The 19,137-nt window shown below is 62.9% G+C and carries 15 protein-coding genes; 2 read left to right on the top strand and 13 right to left on the bottom strand.

Annotated features, from left to right (window positions below; genetic code table 11):
• Nucleotides 1-58 precede the first annotated feature (58 nt).
• Both gltX and gltA read left to right on the top strand, forming a co-directional pair.
• On the top strand, nucleotides 59-1,474 hold the full coding sequence (gene gltX, locus A3840_RS00830; RefSeq protein ID WP_067450450.1) for a glutamate--tRNA ligase: 1,416 nt from the start codon (nucleotides 59-61) through the stop codon (nucleotides 1,472-1,474).
• 183 nt (nucleotides 1,475-1,657) lie between these two features.
• Complete coding sequence (gene gltA, locus A3840_RS00825; RefSeq protein WP_067450472.1) at nucleotides 1,658-2,947, top strand: citrate synthase; 1,290 nt, start codon at nucleotides 1,658-1,660, stop codon at nucleotides 2,945-2,947.
• Here gltA and A3840_RS00820 read toward each other — a convergent pair.
• The 13 genes from A3840_RS00820 to dnaE form a co-directional block, all read right to left on the bottom strand.
• Nucleotides 2,926-4,071: a lipid-A-disaccharide synthase gene (locus A3840_RS00820; protein WP_067450445.1), complete on the bottom strand. Its 1,146-nt coding sequence runs from the start codon at nucleotides 4,069-4,071 to the stop codon at nucleotides 2,926-2,928. The genes gltA and A3840_RS00820 overlap by 22 nt on opposite strands.
• A 10-nt stretch (nucleotides 4,072-4,081) precedes the next feature.
• The gene (gene lpxA / locus A3840_RS00815) at nucleotides 4,082-4,888 is read right to left on the bottom strand and encodes an acyl-ACP--UDP-N-acetylglucosamine O-acyltransferase (RefSeq protein ID WP_067450442.1); all 807 of its coding nucleotides are present in this window, start codon (nucleotides 4,886-4,888) and stop codon (nucleotides 4,082-4,084) included.
• Nucleotides 4,885-5,361: a 3-hydroxyacyl-ACP dehydratase FabZ gene (fabZ, locus tag A3840_RS00810; RefSeq protein WP_067450438.1), complete on the bottom strand. Its 477-nt coding sequence runs from the start codon at nucleotides 5,359-5,361 to the stop codon at nucleotides 4,885-4,887. Before fabZ ends, lpxA begins: the two co-directional genes overlap by 4 nt.
• Nucleotides 5,358-6,386, bottom strand: coding sequence for a UDP-3-O-(3-hydroxymyristoyl)glucosamine N-acyltransferase (lpxD, locus tag A3840_RS00805; RefSeq protein ID WP_067450435.1), 1,029 nt, complete (start codon nucleotides 6,384-6,386; stop codon nucleotides 5,358-5,360). Before lpxD ends, fabZ begins: the two co-directional genes overlap by 4 nt.
• Before the next feature lie 72 nt (nucleotides 6,387-6,458).
• Entirely contained in the window at nucleotides 6,459-8,633 is a 2,175-nt protein-coding gene (gene bamA / locus A3840_RS00800; protein WP_067450432.1) for an outer membrane protein assembly factor BamA, read from the bottom strand.
• A 143-nt stretch (nucleotides 8,634-8,776) separates the two neighbouring features.
• Nucleotides 8,777-9,895: an RIP metalloprotease RseP gene (gene rseP / locus A3840_RS00795; protein ID WP_067450429.1), complete on the bottom strand. Its 1,119-nt coding sequence runs from the start codon at nucleotides 9,893-9,895 to the stop codon at nucleotides 8,777-8,779.
• A gap of 29 nt (nucleotides 9,896-9,924) precedes the next feature.
• A complete protein-coding gene (locus A3840_RS00790) occupies nucleotides 9,925-10,785 on the bottom strand; it encodes a phosphatidate cytidylyltransferase (protein WP_067450426.1) in 861 nt (286 codons plus the stop codon).
• A gap of 5 nt (nucleotides 10,786-10,790) precedes the next feature.
• A complete protein-coding gene (locus A3840_RS00785) occupies nucleotides 10,791-11,543 on the bottom strand; it encodes an undecaprenyl pyrophosphate synthase (protein WP_067450424.1) in 753 nt (250 codons plus the stop codon).
• A gap of 32 nt (nucleotides 11,544-11,575) precedes the next feature.
• Nucleotides 11,576-12,133 carry a ribosome recycling factor gene (frr, locus tag A3840_RS00780; protein WP_067450421.1) on the bottom strand — a complete coding sequence of 186 codons (558 nt, stop codon included), beginning with the start codon at nucleotides 12,131-12,133 and terminating at the stop codon, nucleotides 11,576-11,578.
• Nucleotides 12,134-12,232: 99 nt separating this feature from the next.
• Nucleotides 12,233-12,952 carry a UMP kinase gene (gene pyrH, locus A3840_RS00775; RefSeq protein ID WP_067450418.1) on the bottom strand — a complete coding sequence of 240 codons (720 nt, stop codon included), beginning with the start codon at nucleotides 12,950-12,952 and terminating at the stop codon, nucleotides 12,233-12,235.
• A gap of 183 nt (nucleotides 12,953-13,135) precedes the next feature.
• Complete coding sequence (tsf, locus tag A3840_RS00770) at nucleotides 13,136-14,062, bottom strand: translation elongation factor Ts (RefSeq protein ID WP_067450415.1); 927 nt, start codon at nucleotides 14,060-14,062, stop codon at nucleotides 13,136-13,138.
• 131 nt (nucleotides 14,063-14,193) lie between these two features.
• A complete protein-coding gene (rpsB, locus tag A3840_RS00765; RefSeq protein WP_067450412.1) occupies nucleotides 14,194-14,967 on the bottom strand; it encodes a 30S ribosomal protein S2 in 774 nt (257 codons plus the stop codon).
• Nucleotides 14,968-15,286: 319 nt separating this feature from the next.
• Entirely contained in the window at nucleotides 15,287-18,742 is a 3,456-nt protein-coding gene (gene dnaE, locus A3840_RS00760; protein ID WP_067450469.1) for a DNA polymerase III subunit alpha, read from the bottom strand.
• Nucleotides 18,743-19,137 lie beyond the last annotated feature (395 nt).

Below are 19,137 nucleotides of genomic sequence, written 5' to 3'. Positions count from 1 at the left end.
CGCTCAAGCGGGCCTATGCTACACACGGCCCGCAATTCCTCAAAATGTCTCGGTTGCCATGTCCCAGGTCGTTACCCGCTTTGCCCCCTCGCCCACAGGCTATCTCCATATCGGCGGTGCCCGCACGGCCCTGTTCAGCTGGGCCTATGCCAAGAACAAGGGCGGCAAGATGCTGCTGCGCATCGAGGATACCGACCGCGAACGCTCCACCGAAGCGGCGGTGACCGCACTGATCGACGGCTTGAAATGGCTGGGCCTGGATTGGGAAGGCGAGCCGATCAGCCAGTTTGCCCGCGCCGCGCGCCATGCCGAGGTGGCCCATGAGCTGGTGAAGATGGGCCATGCCTATTATTGCTATTGCTCGCCGCAGGAGCTCGACCAGATGCGCGAGGAGGCCCGGGCCGCCGGCAAGCCCCCGCGCTATAACGGCTATTGGCGGGACCGCGACCCGTCCGAGGCGCCCGAGGGGATCAAGCCTGTCATCCGCATCAAGGCGCCGCTCTCGGGCGAGATCGTGGTGCGCGACCATGTGCAGGGCGACGTCGTGTTCAAGACCGAGAACCTCGACGACTTCATCATCCTGCGCTCCGACGGCACCCCGACCTATATGCATGCCGTTGTGGTGGACGACCACGACATGGGCGTCACCCATATCATCCGGGGCGACGACCACCTGACCAATGCCGCCCGCCAGATCGTCATCTACAACGCCATGGGCTGGACTGTGCCGGAAATGGCCCATATCCCGCTGATCCACGGGCCGGACGGCGCCAAGCTGTCCAAGCGCCACGGCGCGCTCGGCGTGGAAGCCTATCGGCAGATGGGCTACCTGCCCGAGGCCCTGCGCAATTACCTGGCGCGCCTCGGCTGGAGCCATGGCGACGACGAAATCTTCTCCACCGAGCAGATGGTGGAATGGTTCAGCCTCGAAGCTCTCAACAAGGGCGCCGCGCGCTTCGATTTCGTCAAGCTGGAGAACATCAACGGCCATTACATCCGCGAGGCCGACCCGACCTATCTCTATAACGTGATGATCGAAACGGCGCAGGAAGTCGGCCGCGTGGACGACGCCAAGGGGCTGCTCGCCAATCACAACACCGTGCTCGCCGCGCTGCCGGAACTGCAGCCGCGCGCCAAGACCGTGCTGGAGCTGATCGACCTGGCCCAGTTCATCTACGCGCTGCGCCCCATCCAGCCGGACAATGCCGCTGCCGCACTCCTGACCGAGGACAGCCGGGCCGTACTGGCCAGCATTGCCGAAACGTTAGGGGGGCTTGCCGAATGGTCAGTGCCCGCCATCGACGCGGCTATGCGCCAGCTCGCCGAGCAGAAGGGGCTCAAGCTGGGCAAGCTCGCCCAGCCCCTGCGCGCCGCCCTCACCGGACGCACCGTTTCTCCGGGGATTTTCGAGGTCATGGTGCTGATCGGGCGCGAAGAAAGCATGGCCCGACTCGGCGATCAGATCGGCCGTTGAGCTCATTTCGGGCCGCCCTTTCGGGGCGGTCCGATAGATAAGTCGTACTTACCTATTGGTTGCCTGCGACAGGCAAGACCTGATACCTCTCTGCGGGAAATCGGCGCTTTCAAGGCGCCGGCCTGCGCGCCGTTGGAATCGCTGTTGCTTTGGCGGGTGCGCGGGCAGAACGAGGAGAGCTCAATGACCGATAAAGTCGCCAAACTCGTCATCGGAGACCAGACTCATGAATTCCCGATATTGAGCGGGTCCGTGGGTCCGGAGGTGATGGATATCCGCTCGCTCTATGCCAAGACGGGCCTGTTTACCTACGATCCCGGCTTCACATCGACCGCAGCCTGCGACAGCGCCATCACCTATATCGACGGCGACAAGGGTGAACTTCTCTATCGGGGCTATCCGATCGAGCAATTGGCCGAAAAGTCCAATTATCTCGAAGTCTGCTACCTGCTTCTCTACGGCGAATTGCCGACCAAGACGCAGTTCCGGGAATTCGAAAAGCTGGTGACCAACCACACCATGGTGCATGAGCAGATGCACTATTTCTACCGGGGCTTCCGTCGCGACGCGCACCCGATGGCCATCATGACTGGCGTGGTCGGCGCCATGGCGGCCTTCTATCACGACTCCACCGACATCAACGACCCGCGCCAGCGCGAGATCGCCTCGATCCGCATGATTGCCAAGATCCCGACCCTGGCGGCGATGGCCTATAAATATTCGGTGGGCCAGCCCTTCGTTTACCCGCGCAACGACCTCGATTACGCATCGAACTTCCTGCATATGTGCTTCTCGGTCCCGGCCGAGGAATACAAGGTCGATCCCCGCATCGCCCGCGCTATGGACCTGATCTTCACGCTCCATGCCGATCACGAGCAGAACGCTTCGACCTCGACCGTGCGCCTCTCCGGCTCCTCGGACGCCAATCCGTTCGCCTGTATCGCGGCCGGCGTGGCCTGCCTGTGGGGGCCTGCCCATGGCGGTGCCAACGAGGCCTGCCTCAATATGCTGCGCGAGATCGGCACGGTGGATCGCATCCCCGAATTCATCGAGCGCGCCAAGGACAAGAACGATCCGTTCCGCCTCATGGGCTTCGGCCATCGCGTCTACAAGAACTTCGATCCGCGCGCCAAGGTGATGCAGGCCACCGCCAAGGAAGTGCTGGCGATCCTGGGTGTCGAAAACAACCCCACCCTGCAGGTCGCGCAGGAGCTCGAGCGTATCGCCCTCGAAGACCAGTACTTCATCGATCGCAAGCTCTATCCGAATGTCGACTTCTATTCGGGCGTGATCCTGGATGCCATCGGCTTCCCGACCTCGATGTTCACCGTGCTGTTCGCCGTGGCCCGCACCGTGGGCTGGATCAGCCAGTGGAAGGAAATGATCGGCGATCCGCAGAAGAAGATCGGTCGTCCGCGCCAGCTCTATAACGGCGCGACCGCCCGCGACTATCAGCCGATCGCTTCGCGCTGATTGCGCCACACGGCCAGGACCCGCTCCGCCGGGTCCTGCTTTTCATGGGGCGGCCGGCCCGCCTCCATCAAATCCGCAAGCTCGCCAAAGGCATCGATCTGGTCCTGGCGGGCTTTTTTGTCGGCCAACAAGCTGAGCGCGGCCTGCGCAACGGTCTCCGGCGTCAGGTCTGCGGCCACCAGCTCGGGAACCACGTCACGACCGAGAATGATGTTGGGCAGCGATACCGGCGGCCGGCCCAGCCGCTCATAGATGCGGGCCTGGTGGCCATCGAGAGCGTAGATCACAGTCATGGGGACGCGGGCCAGGGCGAGTTCTAGCGTCACGGTGCCGGACACGCAGATGGCGCCCAGGGCCTGGGCATATAGAAATTGCCGTTTATTTCGCCGGTCCAGGACCCTCACTGGAACCGGCCAATCGGCGGTCGCCGCCTCCAGCCTCTGCCGCAGCCGGGGCAAGGTGGGCATGACGAATTCGGTGACGCCTGGTACCTCCGCGAGGCGCGCCACTATGGATTTCAATACCGGAAGATGCCGCCGCAGCTCCCCTTCCCGGCTGCCGGGCAGCAGGATCAGCGGCCCTTCCTCCCGCGCCGAAGCAGTCTCGAGCCTTTCGCCCAAGGCGGGATGCCCAACATAATAGGTCGGCGGACCGCCCAGCGTTTCCATGACCTCCGGTTCGAACGGCAGCACGGCGAGGACGGCGTCGAAGAGCGGCCTGATCCCGGCCGCCCGTTCCGGATTGCGGGCCCAGACGGAGGGGGCCACATAGAGGATCAATGTGCCGCGATAGCCTCGCTTGCGCAGGCGGCGAGCCAGCAATTTCGAGAAATCCTGCGCGTCCACCAGCACTACGACATCGGGCTGGCTATCGAGGATGGTCCTGGCTGTCTGTTCCAGCCGCCATAACAGGCGCGGCAGGTTGAGCAGGACGTCGGTGACGCCCATTACTGCCAGGTCGGACATGGGATAGAGCGATTGCAGCCCCTGCCCGGCCAGTTCATCGCCGCCAATGCCCGTAAGCTTCAACTCGATCAGCCGACGCAATCGTGCCACCAGGTCGGCGGCGATACGGTCTCCTGACGGTTCGCCGGCCAGGATGAAAAGGCGCAGCGTTTCGCTCATCTCGGATCCGTCAGTCGCTCTCCTGGACGTCACGCGGCAACAGGATGGGCCGCTTGGCCTGCCTGATGAAGGTGACGACCTTCTGAACCAGGGCATCGTCCTTGAACTGGGCGGCAGCGACGCCGGCGCGGTCAAGCAACATGCCTTCGCCGGCGAAGATTTGCCGATAGGCCGCACGAAGGCGATGGATGGCCTCGCGCTCGATCTTACTGCGCTTGAGGCCCACCAGATTGAGCCCGCTCAACACGGCGCGATTGCCCACGGCCATGCCATAGGGAATGACATCACCATCGACCATTGAATGCGCGCCGATAAAGGCATTGTCGCCGATGCGGGTGAATTGATGGATGACGCAGGTGCCACCGAAAATCACGTTGTCACCGACCTGCACATGGCCGGCAATGCCCACATAATTGGCCATGACGACATTGTTGCCGACCAGGGCATCGTGGGCGACATGGGCATTGGCCATGATCAGGCAATCATTGCCGATCCTGGTCAACATGCCCCCGCCTTCGGTGCCGGGATTGATGGTCACCGATTCCCGGATGGTGCAGCGTTCGCCGATTTCGAGCCGGGAATCCTCACCGTGAAATTTCAGGTCCTGGGGCTGGTGCCCCACCGAGGCGAAGGGAAAGATGCGCGTATCCCTGCCGATGCTGGTATTGCCTTCCACAACGGCGTGCGACACCAATTCGACATTGTCGCCGAGAACAACCTTCGGACCGACGATGGAATAGGGGCCGATGCGCACACCCGCCCCCAAGACCGCGCCCTCGGCAATGATGGCCGTGGGGTGAATGGCGGGTTCGCTCACGAATCGGCACTCACGATCATTGCGGTAATCTCGGCTTCGGCGATGATGGTGCCGTTGACCTTGGCCTCGGCCTTGTAGCGGCCGACATTACGACGGCGATGCATCTTGGCGATATGGAATTCGATTGTGTCGCCCGGGCCGGCCGGTTTGCGGAAGCGCGCATTGTCCACGCCGAGCATGAGCACGATCCTTTTGCCGCCGGCATTGGCGTCGTGCTTGATGACGATTGCGCCAGCGGTCTGAGCCATGCCCTCGATGATCAGCACGCCCGGGAAAATGGGATTGCCCGGGAAATGGCCGAGGAAGATCGGCTCATTGAAGGTCACGTTCTTGATGCCGATCGCGGTTTCGTCGCCGTCGATATCGACGATGCGATCGATCATCAGGAAGGGATAGCGGTGGGGCAAGGCCTCCAGGATCTCGGCAATGCTCATCGCATCGAGTTCGGTGGCGCTGACGGTCTTGTCGTTCATCCCCGCTTATCCCCCTTGGACAGTTTCCGCATAGTGGCGAGTTCACGCCAGAAATCTCTTATATCCTGCGCCGGCGCCCCGGCAAGTTTGGAGCCCGGCGGCCAATCCTTGGTGACCGCGGCCCGCCCATGGATTACCGATCCGGCGCCAATGGTAAGATGCCCCGACGTGCCGACGCCGCCGCCCAGCAGCACGCCGTCTTCGAGGATCGTCGAGCCGGAAAGCCCGCTCATGGCCGCGATCAGGCAATTGCGGCCGATGCGGCAATTGTGGCCGATCTGCACGAGGTTATCCACCTTGGTGCCGTCCCCGATCACCGTATCGCCCAGCGCGCCGCGGTCGATGGTGCTGTTGGCGCCGACCTCGACGCGATCCTGGATGATCACCCGGCCGAGCTGCGGGATTTTCCGGTTGGTCTGCCCCAGATCCAGCCAGCCGAAGCCTTCGGTTCCGATCCGCACGCCCGAATGCAGCACGACCTCGTTGCCCAGATGCGCGCAGTCGATGGTGCAATTGGCCCCAATGACGCAATTGCGCCCGATGGTCACGCCGGGACCGATCACGCTATTGGCGCCAATGATGGTGCCACGGCCGATTTCGACGCCGGCGCCGACGACGACATTGGGTCCCAGCACCACATCGCGCTCGTAAAGCGGCGCTTCAAGGTCGTCGCGGCTGGCGGCCAGAATTGCTCTGGTGCTGGCCGGATAGAGCGCGTCCAGCATCGCGGCGAAGATATCGTGCGGCCTGTCGGCCACGATGGCCGTGCTGCCCGATGGTACCTGCTCCCGCAACGCCGCCGAGACGATGACCACGCCTGCCGCGGTGCGGCGCAAATCTTCCGCATAGGCCGATTGGGCAGCCAGCGCGACATCGCCCGACGTGGCGCGCTCCAACTCGTCCGCGCCGGTGATCAGATGATCAGGATCGGTCAGGCCTTCGGCCAGGTCGCCGTGACCGATGCGAGCGAGAAGCGGGCCGATGGCAACGGGGCCGGCAAAGCGGTGGAAACGGGTATCGACCATGACGACACTCAAAAAGAAAGAGCCGCGGCGCTACCGCCCCGCGGCTCGAAAAACTCTCTCACGCCGCTCCGACTAGAGCAAGGTCGAGATGGTGAACTGGAACACCTGCGTACGGTCGTCGGTCGACTTGTTGAGCACGTGGGCAAAGTCGCCACGCAGCGGACCGAACGGCGAATCCCAGATGAGCGAGGCACCAACCGATGCGCGCCAAGGCTCATCATTGCTCCCGGCAGTTCCCGGACCACCGATGATGTCGCTGGCGTCGCCGATCCAAGCCGCGTCGGCAAAGACCGCGCCCGACAGGCCGTAATTTTCCGGCAGGCCGGGGATCGGGAACTGGATTTCACCCGAGATACCGGCGAACATCGTCGTCCCCAGATATTCGCCGCTGCCTAGACGCGGACCATAGCCACGGCTCTGGAAGCCGCGGACCAGCTGCGAGCCCGGCGTGAAGGCTTCAACGGCATGGACATCGCCGCCGTTGAGATTGTTGATCACGCCGGCCTGACCGCGAACGCTGGCGACGATACCGCTATCCTGCAGCAGCGGCGTGAAATAACGGGCGCGCGCTTCGGTCTTGAGCAGGTGGTCGGTCGTACCCGAGTAGTTCAGGTTGATATATTGCTGGCTGAACGTCGCGTAGAGACCTTCGGTCGGCTTGCGAACATTGTCGACGCCGTTCCAGGTCAGGCTGTAGCCGGTAAAGGCCTTGTGGAATTCCTGACCGTTGGTCACCAGGGACGATTGATGCGTCGGGTTGTCCTTGACGTCCGAAACCAGCCTGTACTCGTAGCCAGCGAACACATTGGCATTCAGGGCGCTGGTCAGCGGCACACCGAAGCGCACCTGGCCGCCGGTCACTTCCGAGCCGTAGAAGCTGGTCGTGGTTTCGTCGTAGATGCGGCGATAGGCATCGATACCGGCCGACACGTTCAATCCCATGAAGCGCGGCTCGGTGAAGGAGAAGTCGAAGGTGCGGCCGGTCTGCGAGGCGCCGATGGCGGCGCGCAGGAATTGTCCGCGGCCCAGGAAGTTCCGCTCGGTCAGAGACAATTCACCCAGAATGCCGTCCTGGGTGGAATAGCCGGCCGTCGCACCATATTCACCGGTGGATTTCTCGGTGACATTGATGTTGAGGACGATCTTGTCCGCCGACGAGCCCGGCGCCGTGGAGACCTCGACGCGCGAGAAGAAATCGAGCGCTTCAATAGCGGTACGGCCACGAATGACCATGGAGCGGTTGAACGGGTCGCCTTCAGCGAAAGCCAGCTCGCGACGGATCACGAAGTCGCGGGTCTTCACGTTGCCGGTGATGTTGATGCGCTCGACATAGACGCGGGCACCTTCATCCACGAGGTAGGTGACGTTGAAGGTGTTGGTCGCCACATCGCGATCGAGACGAGCACGCACGTCGGCGAAGGAATAGCCCTGCGCCGTGGCTTCATAGGCCATGTCCTCGATGGTCTTCTGCAGCTCGGCCATCGAGTATTGACGGCCCTGGTTGGTGCGGACCGTGCCGCGCAGCACGTCGGTGTTGAGGCCATTGATGCTGGTCTCGATGCCGACATTGCCGAAATCGTAATGCTGGCCTTCGTTGACGGTGACGTTGACGAAGTAGGCATTGCGCGAGGCATCGTACTCGGCGACCGAATTCACCTGCGCATCGGGATAACCGCGATTGGCGTAGTAGAGGCGGATACGCTCACGATCGACGGCCATCTTCTGCTCGTCATAGGTGTCGTCGCGCACCAGCCAGCTCAGAATGCCGGTTTCCTTGGTGAGCATCGCGCCCTTGAGGTTGCTGGCGCCAATCGCGTTATTGCCCGTGAAGTTGATCGCCGCGATGCCCGCGCGCTCACCTTCATTGATGGTGAAGATCACGCGCACGCGGCCGTCCGTGGTCTGCTCGGTGCGGGCAGTGACGGAAACGGACATGAACCCATCACGGTCATAGGCCTGACGGATGCTTTCGACATCCGCGGCGAGACGCTGCTGGGTGAAGATACCGCTGGCGGAAATATCGACCATGGACAGAAGCTGGGAATCGGGGAACCGCCGGTTGCCCTCAAACAGCACCGCCGCAACCAATTGCTCCTGAGCCTGCGCAGCCGTCACGCCAAGAACCGGGAGACCAGCTGCCATGGGCGCGGCTCCGAGAATGGCGATCGCGGAAACCGCGCCGCGCATCAGCTTGGTGGGGTGGATCATATTGTTATTGCCTTCTGCACCGGCCCGGGGAATCGCCATGCACAGCGCTCCCCCAAGCTAACTCCATTGAAGTGTTTTACTGTTTTTTTAACCAGGAACAAGCCGCCACTCGCCTCGCGGTTAGCAATTCATTGGCGCCCTTGTATTCGTGCAACACCTTGCGAACCAAGGTTAACAAGGGGTTAGCGGAGGATTCCGAAGTAAGCGAATATGGTGTCGTTGAAGAGGGTGAATACCATCAGCGCCATGACCAGTGCAAACCCGAAACGGAATCCCATCTCCTGAACCCGCATGCTGAGCGGCCGCCCCCGCACCGCCTCCGCCAGGTAATAGAGCAGATGCCCGCCATCGAGCATGGGAATGGGCAGAAGGTTGAAGATGCCGATATTGAGCGAGAGCAAGGCCATGAGATTGATCAGGGCGATCAGGCCCAGCGTGGCAACCTCGCCGGAGACCTTGGCCACCTTGACCGGGCCGCCCAATTGCTCGACATCGCCCCGGCCGACGAAGAAATCGCCCAGGAAGGCGGCCGTGCGCTGAATGATGAAGCGGATTTCCTCGACCGTCATGCCGACGGCTTCCACGGGTCGGGGGCGATAGAGCGTGACATCGGTTTCGGCGACGTCGCGCGTCACCCCGATACGGCCGATTCGCTGGTTATTGCCGAATCGATCCTCGACCTGCACCGCCTCGGGCACCAGGGTCAGCGTCAGCGCGTCCCCGCCCCGCTCGACATCCACCACCACCGGGCGCTCCGGGCTGGTCGCGATATAGCGCTGGAAATCCTCGAAACCGTGGACGGCATAGCCATCGACGGCGACGATATGGTCGCCGGATTGGAAGCCGGCGGCTTCGGCCACGGATTCTGCCACGACCCCGCCGATCACCGGGGGGATCGTATAGCGGCCATAGCCGAGCAGCAGCCCATAGAGGACGAGAAAGGTCAGCAGCAGATTGGCAATCGGGCCGGCCGCAACGATGGCGATGCGCTGCCATACCGTCTTGTTGACGAAGAGGTGCGGCGCCAGCGCCGGATCGACCTTGGCGGCTTCCGGATCGGGAAGGCTCGCCGCGTTCATGTCCCCCACGAAACGTACATAGCCACCCAGGGGAATGGCCGAAATCCGCCAGCGCGTCCCCTGCCGGTCGTTCCAGCCGAAGATCTCGCGGCCGAAGCCGATCGAAAAAGTCTGGACGGCGACGCCATTCCAGCGGGCGACCAGATAATGCCCCATTTCGTGCACGAAGACGATGAAGGCGATGATCCAGATGGCGTTCAGCCAGAGAAAGGCTTCAGGCATATCGCTCCAATTTCGGCGTCAGCCGATCGCTACCAATATAGCAGCCCTTCGGCCACCAAACCGAACCCGGCATGCAATCCGCCTACGATAACCACGAAGAAAACGCCGAATGTTAGGCTGTCCAGCCGGTCCATGAGGCCGCCATGGCCCGGGATGATGTCACCGCTATCCTTGATCCGGAAATGCCGCTTGATGGCACTTTCGGCCAGATCGCCGCTCTGGCCCAGTATGCTGATTGCCGCAGAGAGCAGAAGGCCGATCCAGATGGGGGATTCGGTGGCGAAAAGCCACACGACGAGGCCCGCCCCCGTGCCCAGGGCCAGGCCGCCCAAGGCGCCTGACCAGGTCTTGGAAGGCGAGATGTCGGGGGCCAGCTTCTCCCCGCCGATCTGGCGGCCGGTGAAGAAGGCGGCGGAATCGGTCATCCACACGACCGTACCCAGGTAGACGCCGGCCCATATGCCCGCCATGCCCTCTCCGCGCATGGTAAGCGCCGAAACGATCAGCAGGCCGAAAAGGACGAGGCCGGCGATCCGCCAGAGCAGCCCCTCCCGCCCCATTGCGGCCGCCACGACGCAAGCCACGGCAATCACCACAAGGGATGCGACGAAGCCGAGCAGCGGATAGACGAGGCCCGACAGGGCCACGAGCCCGACCAGGACCATGCCGACGGGGCTGAGCGGCGCGCGGGACACCATGGTCTCCCACTCGCGGTAGGCCCCGCCATAGACGGCGCCGACCACGGCCGCGAAGAGATAGCTGCCGATATAAAGGGCGGTCGCCGTCAGCGCGATCAGCACCATTGCGGAGGCGAAACGGGGGCCGACATCGGACCAGGAGCGTCGCCCGGGTGGCGTCGGATCGGGAACGGGACCTCCGGAATCGCTCAACGCGCCTAAGCTCCTATGCCGCCAAAGCGCCGGTCGCGCATTGTATATGTCTCGAGTACCCTGACGAAGCTCGCCTCGTCGAAATCGGGCCAGTTCTCCTCGACGAAGACGAATTCCGAATAGGCTGCCTGCCAGAGCAGGAAATTGGACAATCGCTGCTCGCCGCTGGTCCGGATGATCAGATCCGGATCGGGGATGCCCGCCGTCATCAGCGCGCCTGCTATGGCGTCTTCGGTAATGGCTTCGGGATCGAGCCGTCCGGCGGCCACTTCGCGCGCCAGACGCCGCGCCGCGGCAGCGATTTCGGCCTTGCCGCCATAATTGAACGCCACGATCAGCGTCAGGCCGGTATTGTGGGCCGTCTTGGACTCGACATCGTCGATAAGCCGCACCAGAGACGGCTCCAGATCGTCACGGGCGCCGATGATGCGGACCTGCACATTGTTTCGGATCAGCCGTTGAAGGTCTGACGCAACAAAGCGGCGCAACAGATTGAATATGAAGGATACTTCGTCGGGCGGGCGCGTCCAGTTCTCGGAGGAAAAGCTGAACACGGTGAGGTAGGAGACGCCATAAGAGATGCAGTGCTCGACCATGCCGCGCAGCGCTTTGACGCCTTCGACATGGCCTTCGGTGCGCCGCTTGCCGCGCAGCTTCGCCCAGCGGCCATTGCCGTCCATGATCACGCCGAGATGAACCGGAATGCGTAATTCCGGTCCGGTCTGCGATTTCAAACTCGCGGCGGGTTCCCCTGCCATCGACGCCCTCCCGGCGCGGATCAGCGGGTCGCTCAGACCTGCATGATCTCCTGTTCCTTCTGCGCGACGATGCCGTCGATCTCGGAAACCGCGTCGTCCGTCGCCTTCTGGACCAGTTCCGATTGCTTCTTGGCATCGTCCTGGCTCATGTCGCCGTCCTTCTCGGCCTTTTTCAAGGCATCCATGCCGTCACGACGGATATGGCGCACGGCCACCCGCGCCTGTTCGGCATAGGAATGGGCAACCTTAGCCAGCTCCTTGCGGCGCTGCTCATTGAGTTCGGGCAGCGGCACGCGAATGACCTGGCCCTCGCTCATCGGGTTGAGGCCCAGGCCGCTGTCGCGGATGGCCTTTTCCACCGCATTGGCCATGGACCGGTCCCAGACCTGCACGGAGAGCATGCGCGGCTCCGGCACGGTAACGGTCGCCACCTGGTTGAGCGGCATACGCGAGCCATAGGCATCGACGGTAACGGGTTCGAGCAGGCTGGCGCTGGCGCGCCCGGTCCGGAGCCCGCCAAGCTCGTCCTTGAGCGAGGCGATGGACTTCTGCATACGGGACTTGAGGTCTTTGAGGTCGTAGCTGGCCATGGCTTTGGTCCTTCCAGTCGTATCCGGGCGCCGGATGTTCCCCCGATCGCCGGTTTATCTTTGCCCCGAGGCGCACTTGTCCCGGGTATTCAAACAGGCCTAGGGCGACTTGCCCACACGTGTCGAAAGGCCCCTGCCCTCCAATACGCCTTCCAGACCGGCTTTATCGTCCAATGCATATACGATTATCGGCATGGAATTGTCGCGGGCAAGCGCGAATGCAGCAGTATCCATGACCTTGAGGTTCTTGCTGATGACCTCGTCATAGTCGATCTGGGTATAGCGGGTCGCCGTGGGATCCTTCATGGGATCGGCAGAATAGACGCCGTCCACCTTGGTTCCCTTGAGCACCACGTCGCATTCCAGCTCGATGGCGCGCAGGGTCGCTGCCGTATCGGTGGTGAAGAATGGATTGCCCGTGCCTCCGCCCAGAACGACGACAAAGCCTTCTTCGAGCGCCAGCTTGGCATCGCGCGCGGTGAAGGTGTCGGCCACCGAGGGCATGGTGGCGGCGCTGAACGGCTTGGATTTCACGCCCTGGCGCGAAATGGCATTGCTGAGGGCCAGGGCATTGATCATCGTGCCGAGCATGCCCATCAGGTCGGCAGTGACCCGGTCGGTGCCGTCGGCAGCGCCGGCCATGCCGCGAAAGATATTGCCGCCGCCCACGACGATGGCCACCTGGGTCCCCTTGCGGGCGACCTGGGCGATCTGTTCCGCCACGCCCTGCAGGAAGGGCGGCTCGATGCCGAACGAATTGTCTCCTGCCAGCGCTTCGCCCGAAACCTTGAGCAATATGCGCTTATAGGCAGACGACATTGGTGGACCCCTTGATCATGATGGTGGCGGGCCACCGAATCCGGCGGACCCGGCAGACCCTATGGCAAAATGACCTTCAAAAGAAGGTGAAGTTGGACGAGATGTGAATGAGATTGAAACGCTCGATCCCCCCATGGGGAGAGCAACGGGCGGACCCGGGGGCCCGCCCGCGACAATGTCGGCTTACTTTACGCCGGCCGTGGCAGCGACTTCGGCGGCGAAATCGCTCTCGGCCTTCTCGATGCCCTCGCCGAGCGCGAAGCGCACGAAGCGCGTCAGCTTGATCGGCGCGCCGGCATCCTTCTCGGCGTTCTTGATGGCGTCGGCGACCTTGGTTTCACCATCGATCACGAAGACCTGGCTGAGCAGGGTCACTTCCTCGAAATATTTCCGCATGCGGCCATCGACCATCTTCTCGGCGATGTCGGCCGGCTTGCCGCTTTCCTTGACCTGCTCGAGGATGATGGCGCGCTCGCGGGCGACAACGTCCTGATCGAGGTCTTCGGGCGAGATCGCCTGGGGCTGGGCCGCAGCGATGTGCATGGCGAGCTGCTTGCCGAGAGCCGACAGGGCCGCCTTGTCACCGGTCGATTCCAGGGCGACCAGAATGCCGATCTTGCCCAGGCCGGTCTTGACCGCGTTATGGACATAGCTTTCCACCACACCGTCAGACACTTCGACGGTCTCGGTGCGGCGCAGGTTCATGTTCTCGCCGATCTTGGCGATGGCTTCGGTCAGCTCGGCCGATACGGAATGGCCGGTGCCGGGGAACGGCATTTCGCCCAGCTTGACGACGTCGCCATCGGCATCGAGCGCCAGCTTGGCAACATTGGCGACGATGTTCTGGAACTGCTCGTTGCGGGCAACGAAGTCGGTTTCGGAATTGACTTCGACCACGGCTGCCTTGGCACCGGCGGTGACGACGCCGACCAGACCTTCGGCAGCGACGCGATCAGCCTTCTTGGCGGCCTTGGCCAGGCCGCGGGTGCGCAGCCAGTCGATTGCGGCTTCCATGTCGCCATTGGTTTCGGCCAGGGCCTTCTTGCAGTCCATCATCCCGACGCCGGTCGAGTCGCGGAGCTGCTTGACCATTGCAGCAGTGATTTCCATGGGTTCACCTCTTGGCGGCCCCTCGCTGGAGGGGCATTTTTTTCGATTAATTCAGCCCGGATCACGGGCCCCAAATGCCTTCGGGAAAGGCGGAGACCGCCTTTCCCGTCGAAAGCAAGTCAAAGTGACGCTTAGTTGACGGTGGCTTCGCCTTCGGCCGGCAGGTCTTCCGCCGGAGCTTCGGCGGAGGAGCCGAGGTCGGTGCCCAGGGCGCTCGACGAGCGACCGATGCCATCGATGGCAGCGCGCGAGATCAGCGAGACATAGAGCTCGAGAGCACGGCTGGCGTCGTCATTGCCCGGAATGGCGTAGTCCACGGTATCCGGATCGCAATTGGTGTCGACGATGGCAACGACCGGGATGCCCAGGCGACGGGCTTCCTTGATGGCGTTGGCTTCCTTGTTGGTGTCGATCACGAACAGCAGGTTCGGCAGGTTGCCCATGTCCTTGATGCCGCCCAGGTCGCGCTCGAGACGCTCCTGCTCGCGGGACATCATCAGGCGCTCCTTCTTGGTGCGCAGGGCGAGGTCGGCTTCGCTCATCGATTCCAGCTCGCGCAGGCGGGCGATGGAATTGGAGATGGTCTGCCAATTGGTCAGCGTGCCGCCGAGCCAGCGGGAATTGACGTAGTACTGGGCCGACTGCTTGGCGGCATCGGCCACCAGCGGGGCAGCCTGGCGCTTGGTGCCCACGAAGAGCACGCGGCCGCCATCGGCCACGGTGTCGGACACGAGCTGCAGCGCGCGGCTCAGGGCCGGCACGGTCTGGCTCAGGTCGAGAATGTGGATGTCGTTGCGAACGCCGAAAATGTAGCGTTCCATCTTCGGGTTCCAGCGGTGCTTCTGGTGGCCGAAGTGCACGCCAGCTTCCAGAAGCTGACGCATGGAGAATTCAGGCAGTGCCATGACGGGCTGCTCCTTTACCGGTTGATGCCTCCACGAAGCCTTGCGACGGAAGCCCGCCACCGGATGGATTTCCAGGAAGGAAAGCCTGCTTCGTGTGTGTGATCACGCCCGGCACGAGCCGGACGCTGCGGTGCTATAGGCGAAGCGGGCCGTTTGCGCAAGCGGGGCGGCCGCATCTCTCTCACGAAAGCGTCAGGAAACCCCTGCCGCTCCGTGTGGTTATAGGATTATAGACCCGCGCAGGCACGCGGGGGATAAGGGTGGAAGCCCCGAGCGGGAGAGGACGGACCATTGGCCTCCTCCCCCGCGCTTCGTCGCTTCAGGCGAAGCGCACGTCCGTCACCCCATCCAGGGCCTTGATGCCGCCGGCGACCTCGGCGGTGATGGTATATTTCCCGGGCAGCTCGATCTCGTATTCCCGGGCGCCGCCATCCCGGATCACCACGAAATTGACCGTTCCATTGCCGCCGCGCTTGAGTTGCGCGGTGGTGGGGCCGAGCGCCTTGGCATCGGCCATGAAGATGGTGAGGCGACGATCGATGCGCTCGGCCTGGCCCTCGATGGGCTCGGCGGAAATCAGGCGCAGGCTGATGCCTTCGGCGCGCTCGTCGGCGCCCACCTGCAGGATCACCGAATTGCCCGGCTGCAGGATGGCGCCGAATTCATTGATCTGCTCGGAAAAGGCGATGCATTCGAAGGTGCCGCTCTGATCGGAGAGCGTCAGGATCATCATCGGCGTGCCCTTTCGGGTGCGCCTGTCATTGCGGGAGGAAATGGTGCCGGCAAGGCGCCCTGCCCCCGCGCCATCCTTGACCGCCCGTTCGAAATCGCTCCAGCGCTGGACGCGCAGCTTCTCGAACAGATCGGCATAGGCGTCGAGCGGATGGGCGGAGAGATGGAAGCCGATGGCCGACAATTCGCGGTCGGCGCGCTCGGTCGAGGTCCAGACGGCAACACCGGTCGGCAGGCGGAACGGCTCCTCCTCGGCACTGTCGAACATCGAGACCTGGCCGGAACTGCGGTCCGCCGTCAGCGATTGCGCGGTGGCGATGACGGATTCGACCGCCGCGAAAGCCACTTCGCGCCGCGGGGCCAGCGCATCGAAGGCGCCGGCATTGACCAGGGTTTCCAATGTCCGCTTGTTGAGCACGCGCGGATCGACCCGGCGGGCGAAATCGCCCAGATCCTTGAACGGGGTATCGCCGCGCATCTCGACGATATGCTCGGCCATGGCCCGGCCGACGCCCTTCACCGCCGAAAGGCCATAATGGATGCGGTCGTCCTTGACCGAGAACACCACTTCCGAACGGTTGACGCAGGGCGGCACCACTTCGATGCCCTTCTTGCCGGCCTCGCGGCGGAAATCGGACAGCTTGTCGGTCTGCGCCATGTCCAGCGTCATCGACGCCGCATAGAATTCGTGCGGGAAATGTTCCTTGAGATAGGCCGTCTGGTAGGAGACCCAGGCATAGGCGGCGGCGTGGCTCTTGTTGAAGCCGTAATTGGCGAACTTGGCCAGCAGGTCGAAGATTTCGTCGGCCAGCGCCTCGCCCACGCCCTGCGGGCCGGAGCCTTCGCGGAAGCGTACCCGCTGGGCATCCATTTCCGCCTTGATCTTCTTGCCCATGGCGCGGCGCAGCATATCGGCTTCGCCCAGCGAATAGCCGGACAGAAGCTGGGCGATCTGCATCACCTGTTCCTGGTAGACGATGATGCCATAGGTCTCGTCCAGCACGGTCGACAATGCCGGATGGGGATAGCTGACCTCTTCGGTGCCGTGCTTGCGGTTGATGAAGCTGGGGATATTGTCCATCGGGCCGGGCCGATAGAGCGCGTTCATGGCGATGAGGTCTTCGATGCGGTCGGGCTTGAGCTCCATCAGCGCGCGGCGCATGCCCGCCGATTCAAACTGGAAGATGCCGTAGGTATCGCCACGGGCATAGAGCTTGTAGGTCGCCGCATCGTCGATGGGGATCGCATCGATATCGAGCTCGATGCCGCGCTTTTTCACCATGTCCACGGCATAGCGGATCGTGGTCAGGGTCTTGAGGCCGAGGAAGTCGAACTTGACGAGACCGGCCGGCTCCACCCATTTAAGATTGTATTGGGTGACCGGCATGTCGGAACGCGGATCGCGGTAGAGCGGCAGCAATTCCTGCAGGGGCCGGTCGCCGATGACGATGCCGGCCGCATGGGTGGAGGCGTGGCGATAGAGCCCCTCGAGGGCCTGCGCGATCTCGACGAGCTGGGCGACCGTCTCGTCCTCGTCCACCATCTGCTTGAATTGCGGCACTTCCTTGAGCGTGCGCTCGACCGACCAGGGATCGGCGGGATTGGCCGGCACCAGCTTGCAGATGCGGTCCACCTGTCCATAGGGCATCTGCAGCACGCGACCGACATCGCGCAGCACGGCGCGGGCCTGGAGCGTACCAAAGGTGATGATCTGCGCGACCTGGCTGGAGCCGTATTTGTCCTGCACATAATCGATGACTTCCTCGCGCCGGTCCTGGCAGAAGTCGATATCGAAGTCGGGCATCGACACGCGTTCGGGATTGAGGAAGCGCTCGAACAGCAGGTTATAGCGCAGCGGATCGAGGTCGGTGATGGTGGTCGCATAGGCCACCAGCGAGCCCGCGCCCGAGCCACGACCCGGGCCGACAGGAATGTCATGGGCCTTTGCCCATTGAATAAAATCAGCAACGATAAGGAAGTAGCCGGGAAACTTCATCTTTTCGATGATGCTCAGCTCGAAATCCAGCCGTTCCCGATATTCGATTTCGGTCTTGCCCGGCGCAATGCCGGTCACTTCGAGGCGCTTGTCGAGCCCGTCAACGGCGATGCGGCGCAGCTCGGCAGCTTCGGCCGCAACCACCTCCTCTTCGGTGGCGTGGGAGCCGGCCGCGAATTTGGGCAGGATGGGGCCGCGTGTGCGCGGACGATAGGCCACGCGCCTGGCGATCTCGACCGTCGAATCCAGGGCTTCCGGCAGGTCCGAGAACAGCTCGACCATTTCGGCGCGGGTCTTGAAGTAATATTGGTCGCCGAGCTTGCGCCGCTCGGTCTGGGCCAGCACCGAACCGCCGGCAATGGCCAGCAGGGCGTCATGGGCCTCGAATTCCTTTTCCGTCCGGAAGAAGGGCTCGTTGGTGGCGACGAGGGGAATGCCCTTGCGATAGGCGTAGTCGATGAGGCGCGGTTCGACCGAGGCTTCCAGCGGCCGGCCATGGCGCTGCAATTCGATGTAGAAGCGATCACCGAAAAGATCGGCCAGCCGGTCGAGACGGCGGATGGCATTGGCGTCCTGGCCATGGGCGAAGGGCATGTCGATGGCCCCTTCGGGGCCGCCGGACAGGCAGATGATGCCGGACAGGCCGTCGGGCGTCATCCAGTCGAGACTGGCCTGGGCGAGGCCGTTCTCGCCTTCGAGATAGGCGCGTGAAACCAGTTGCGACAGATTGGAAAATCCCTCTTCGGACTGCGCCATCAGCACGATGCTGGATTTTCCGGCCCAGGCGAGGTGGCCGCGCTCGCTGACGCGCTCCTCGGCAGCGGCGAAATCGACCGCCAGCTCGACCCCGATGAGCGGCTGAATGCCCTTCTTGGTGGCTTTCTCGGAGAATTCGAGCGCCCCGAAGAGATTGTTGGTATCGGCGATGCCGAGCGCCGGCTGCGCATCCGCGGCGGCCATCTTGAGGATGGTTTCGAGCTGCAGCGCCCCCTCGAGCAGCGAGAAGGCGGAATGGACGTGAAGGTGAATGAAGCCGGGGCCGCGCATGAGCATCTCCTTTCCCGACTCTGTGGCAGCGCCGCCGCAAGGTCAAACCGCGGCGCGCTCAATCCACAGGCGATCACGCCAGGTGGGTGAGGATATCCATCCAGGCAAGCGAGCCGATGGTGAAGGCGCCGAGGGTGACGAAAGCGGCGAGGTCCTTGACGAAATCGAGCATTTCAATCTCCTTTGTTTCTGCATTGTTCTTGTATGTTCTCTTTGCGTTCACGTCCAGACAGGAACAGCGGTGAAACCGGGGACAGGGATTAATTGGTTAGGAAATCGTTAGGAGAAGTGTCGGTGACGTTAAGATTCGGGACAGGCTTTTGCGCCGGACGGTTCAAAAACCTCCGGGTTTACTTAGTCGATGGAAGCCCCGAGGCGGATTCCGCCTCAGAATT

This window comes from Devosia elaeis (assembly GCF_001650025.1).
Classification (GTDB): Bacteria; Pseudomonadota; Alphaproteobacteria; order Rhizobiales; family Devosiaceae; genus Devosia; species Devosia elaeis.
The sequence above is the reverse complement of the archived record's forward strand: the minus strand, read 5'-3'. Positions and strand labels throughout refer to the sequence as shown.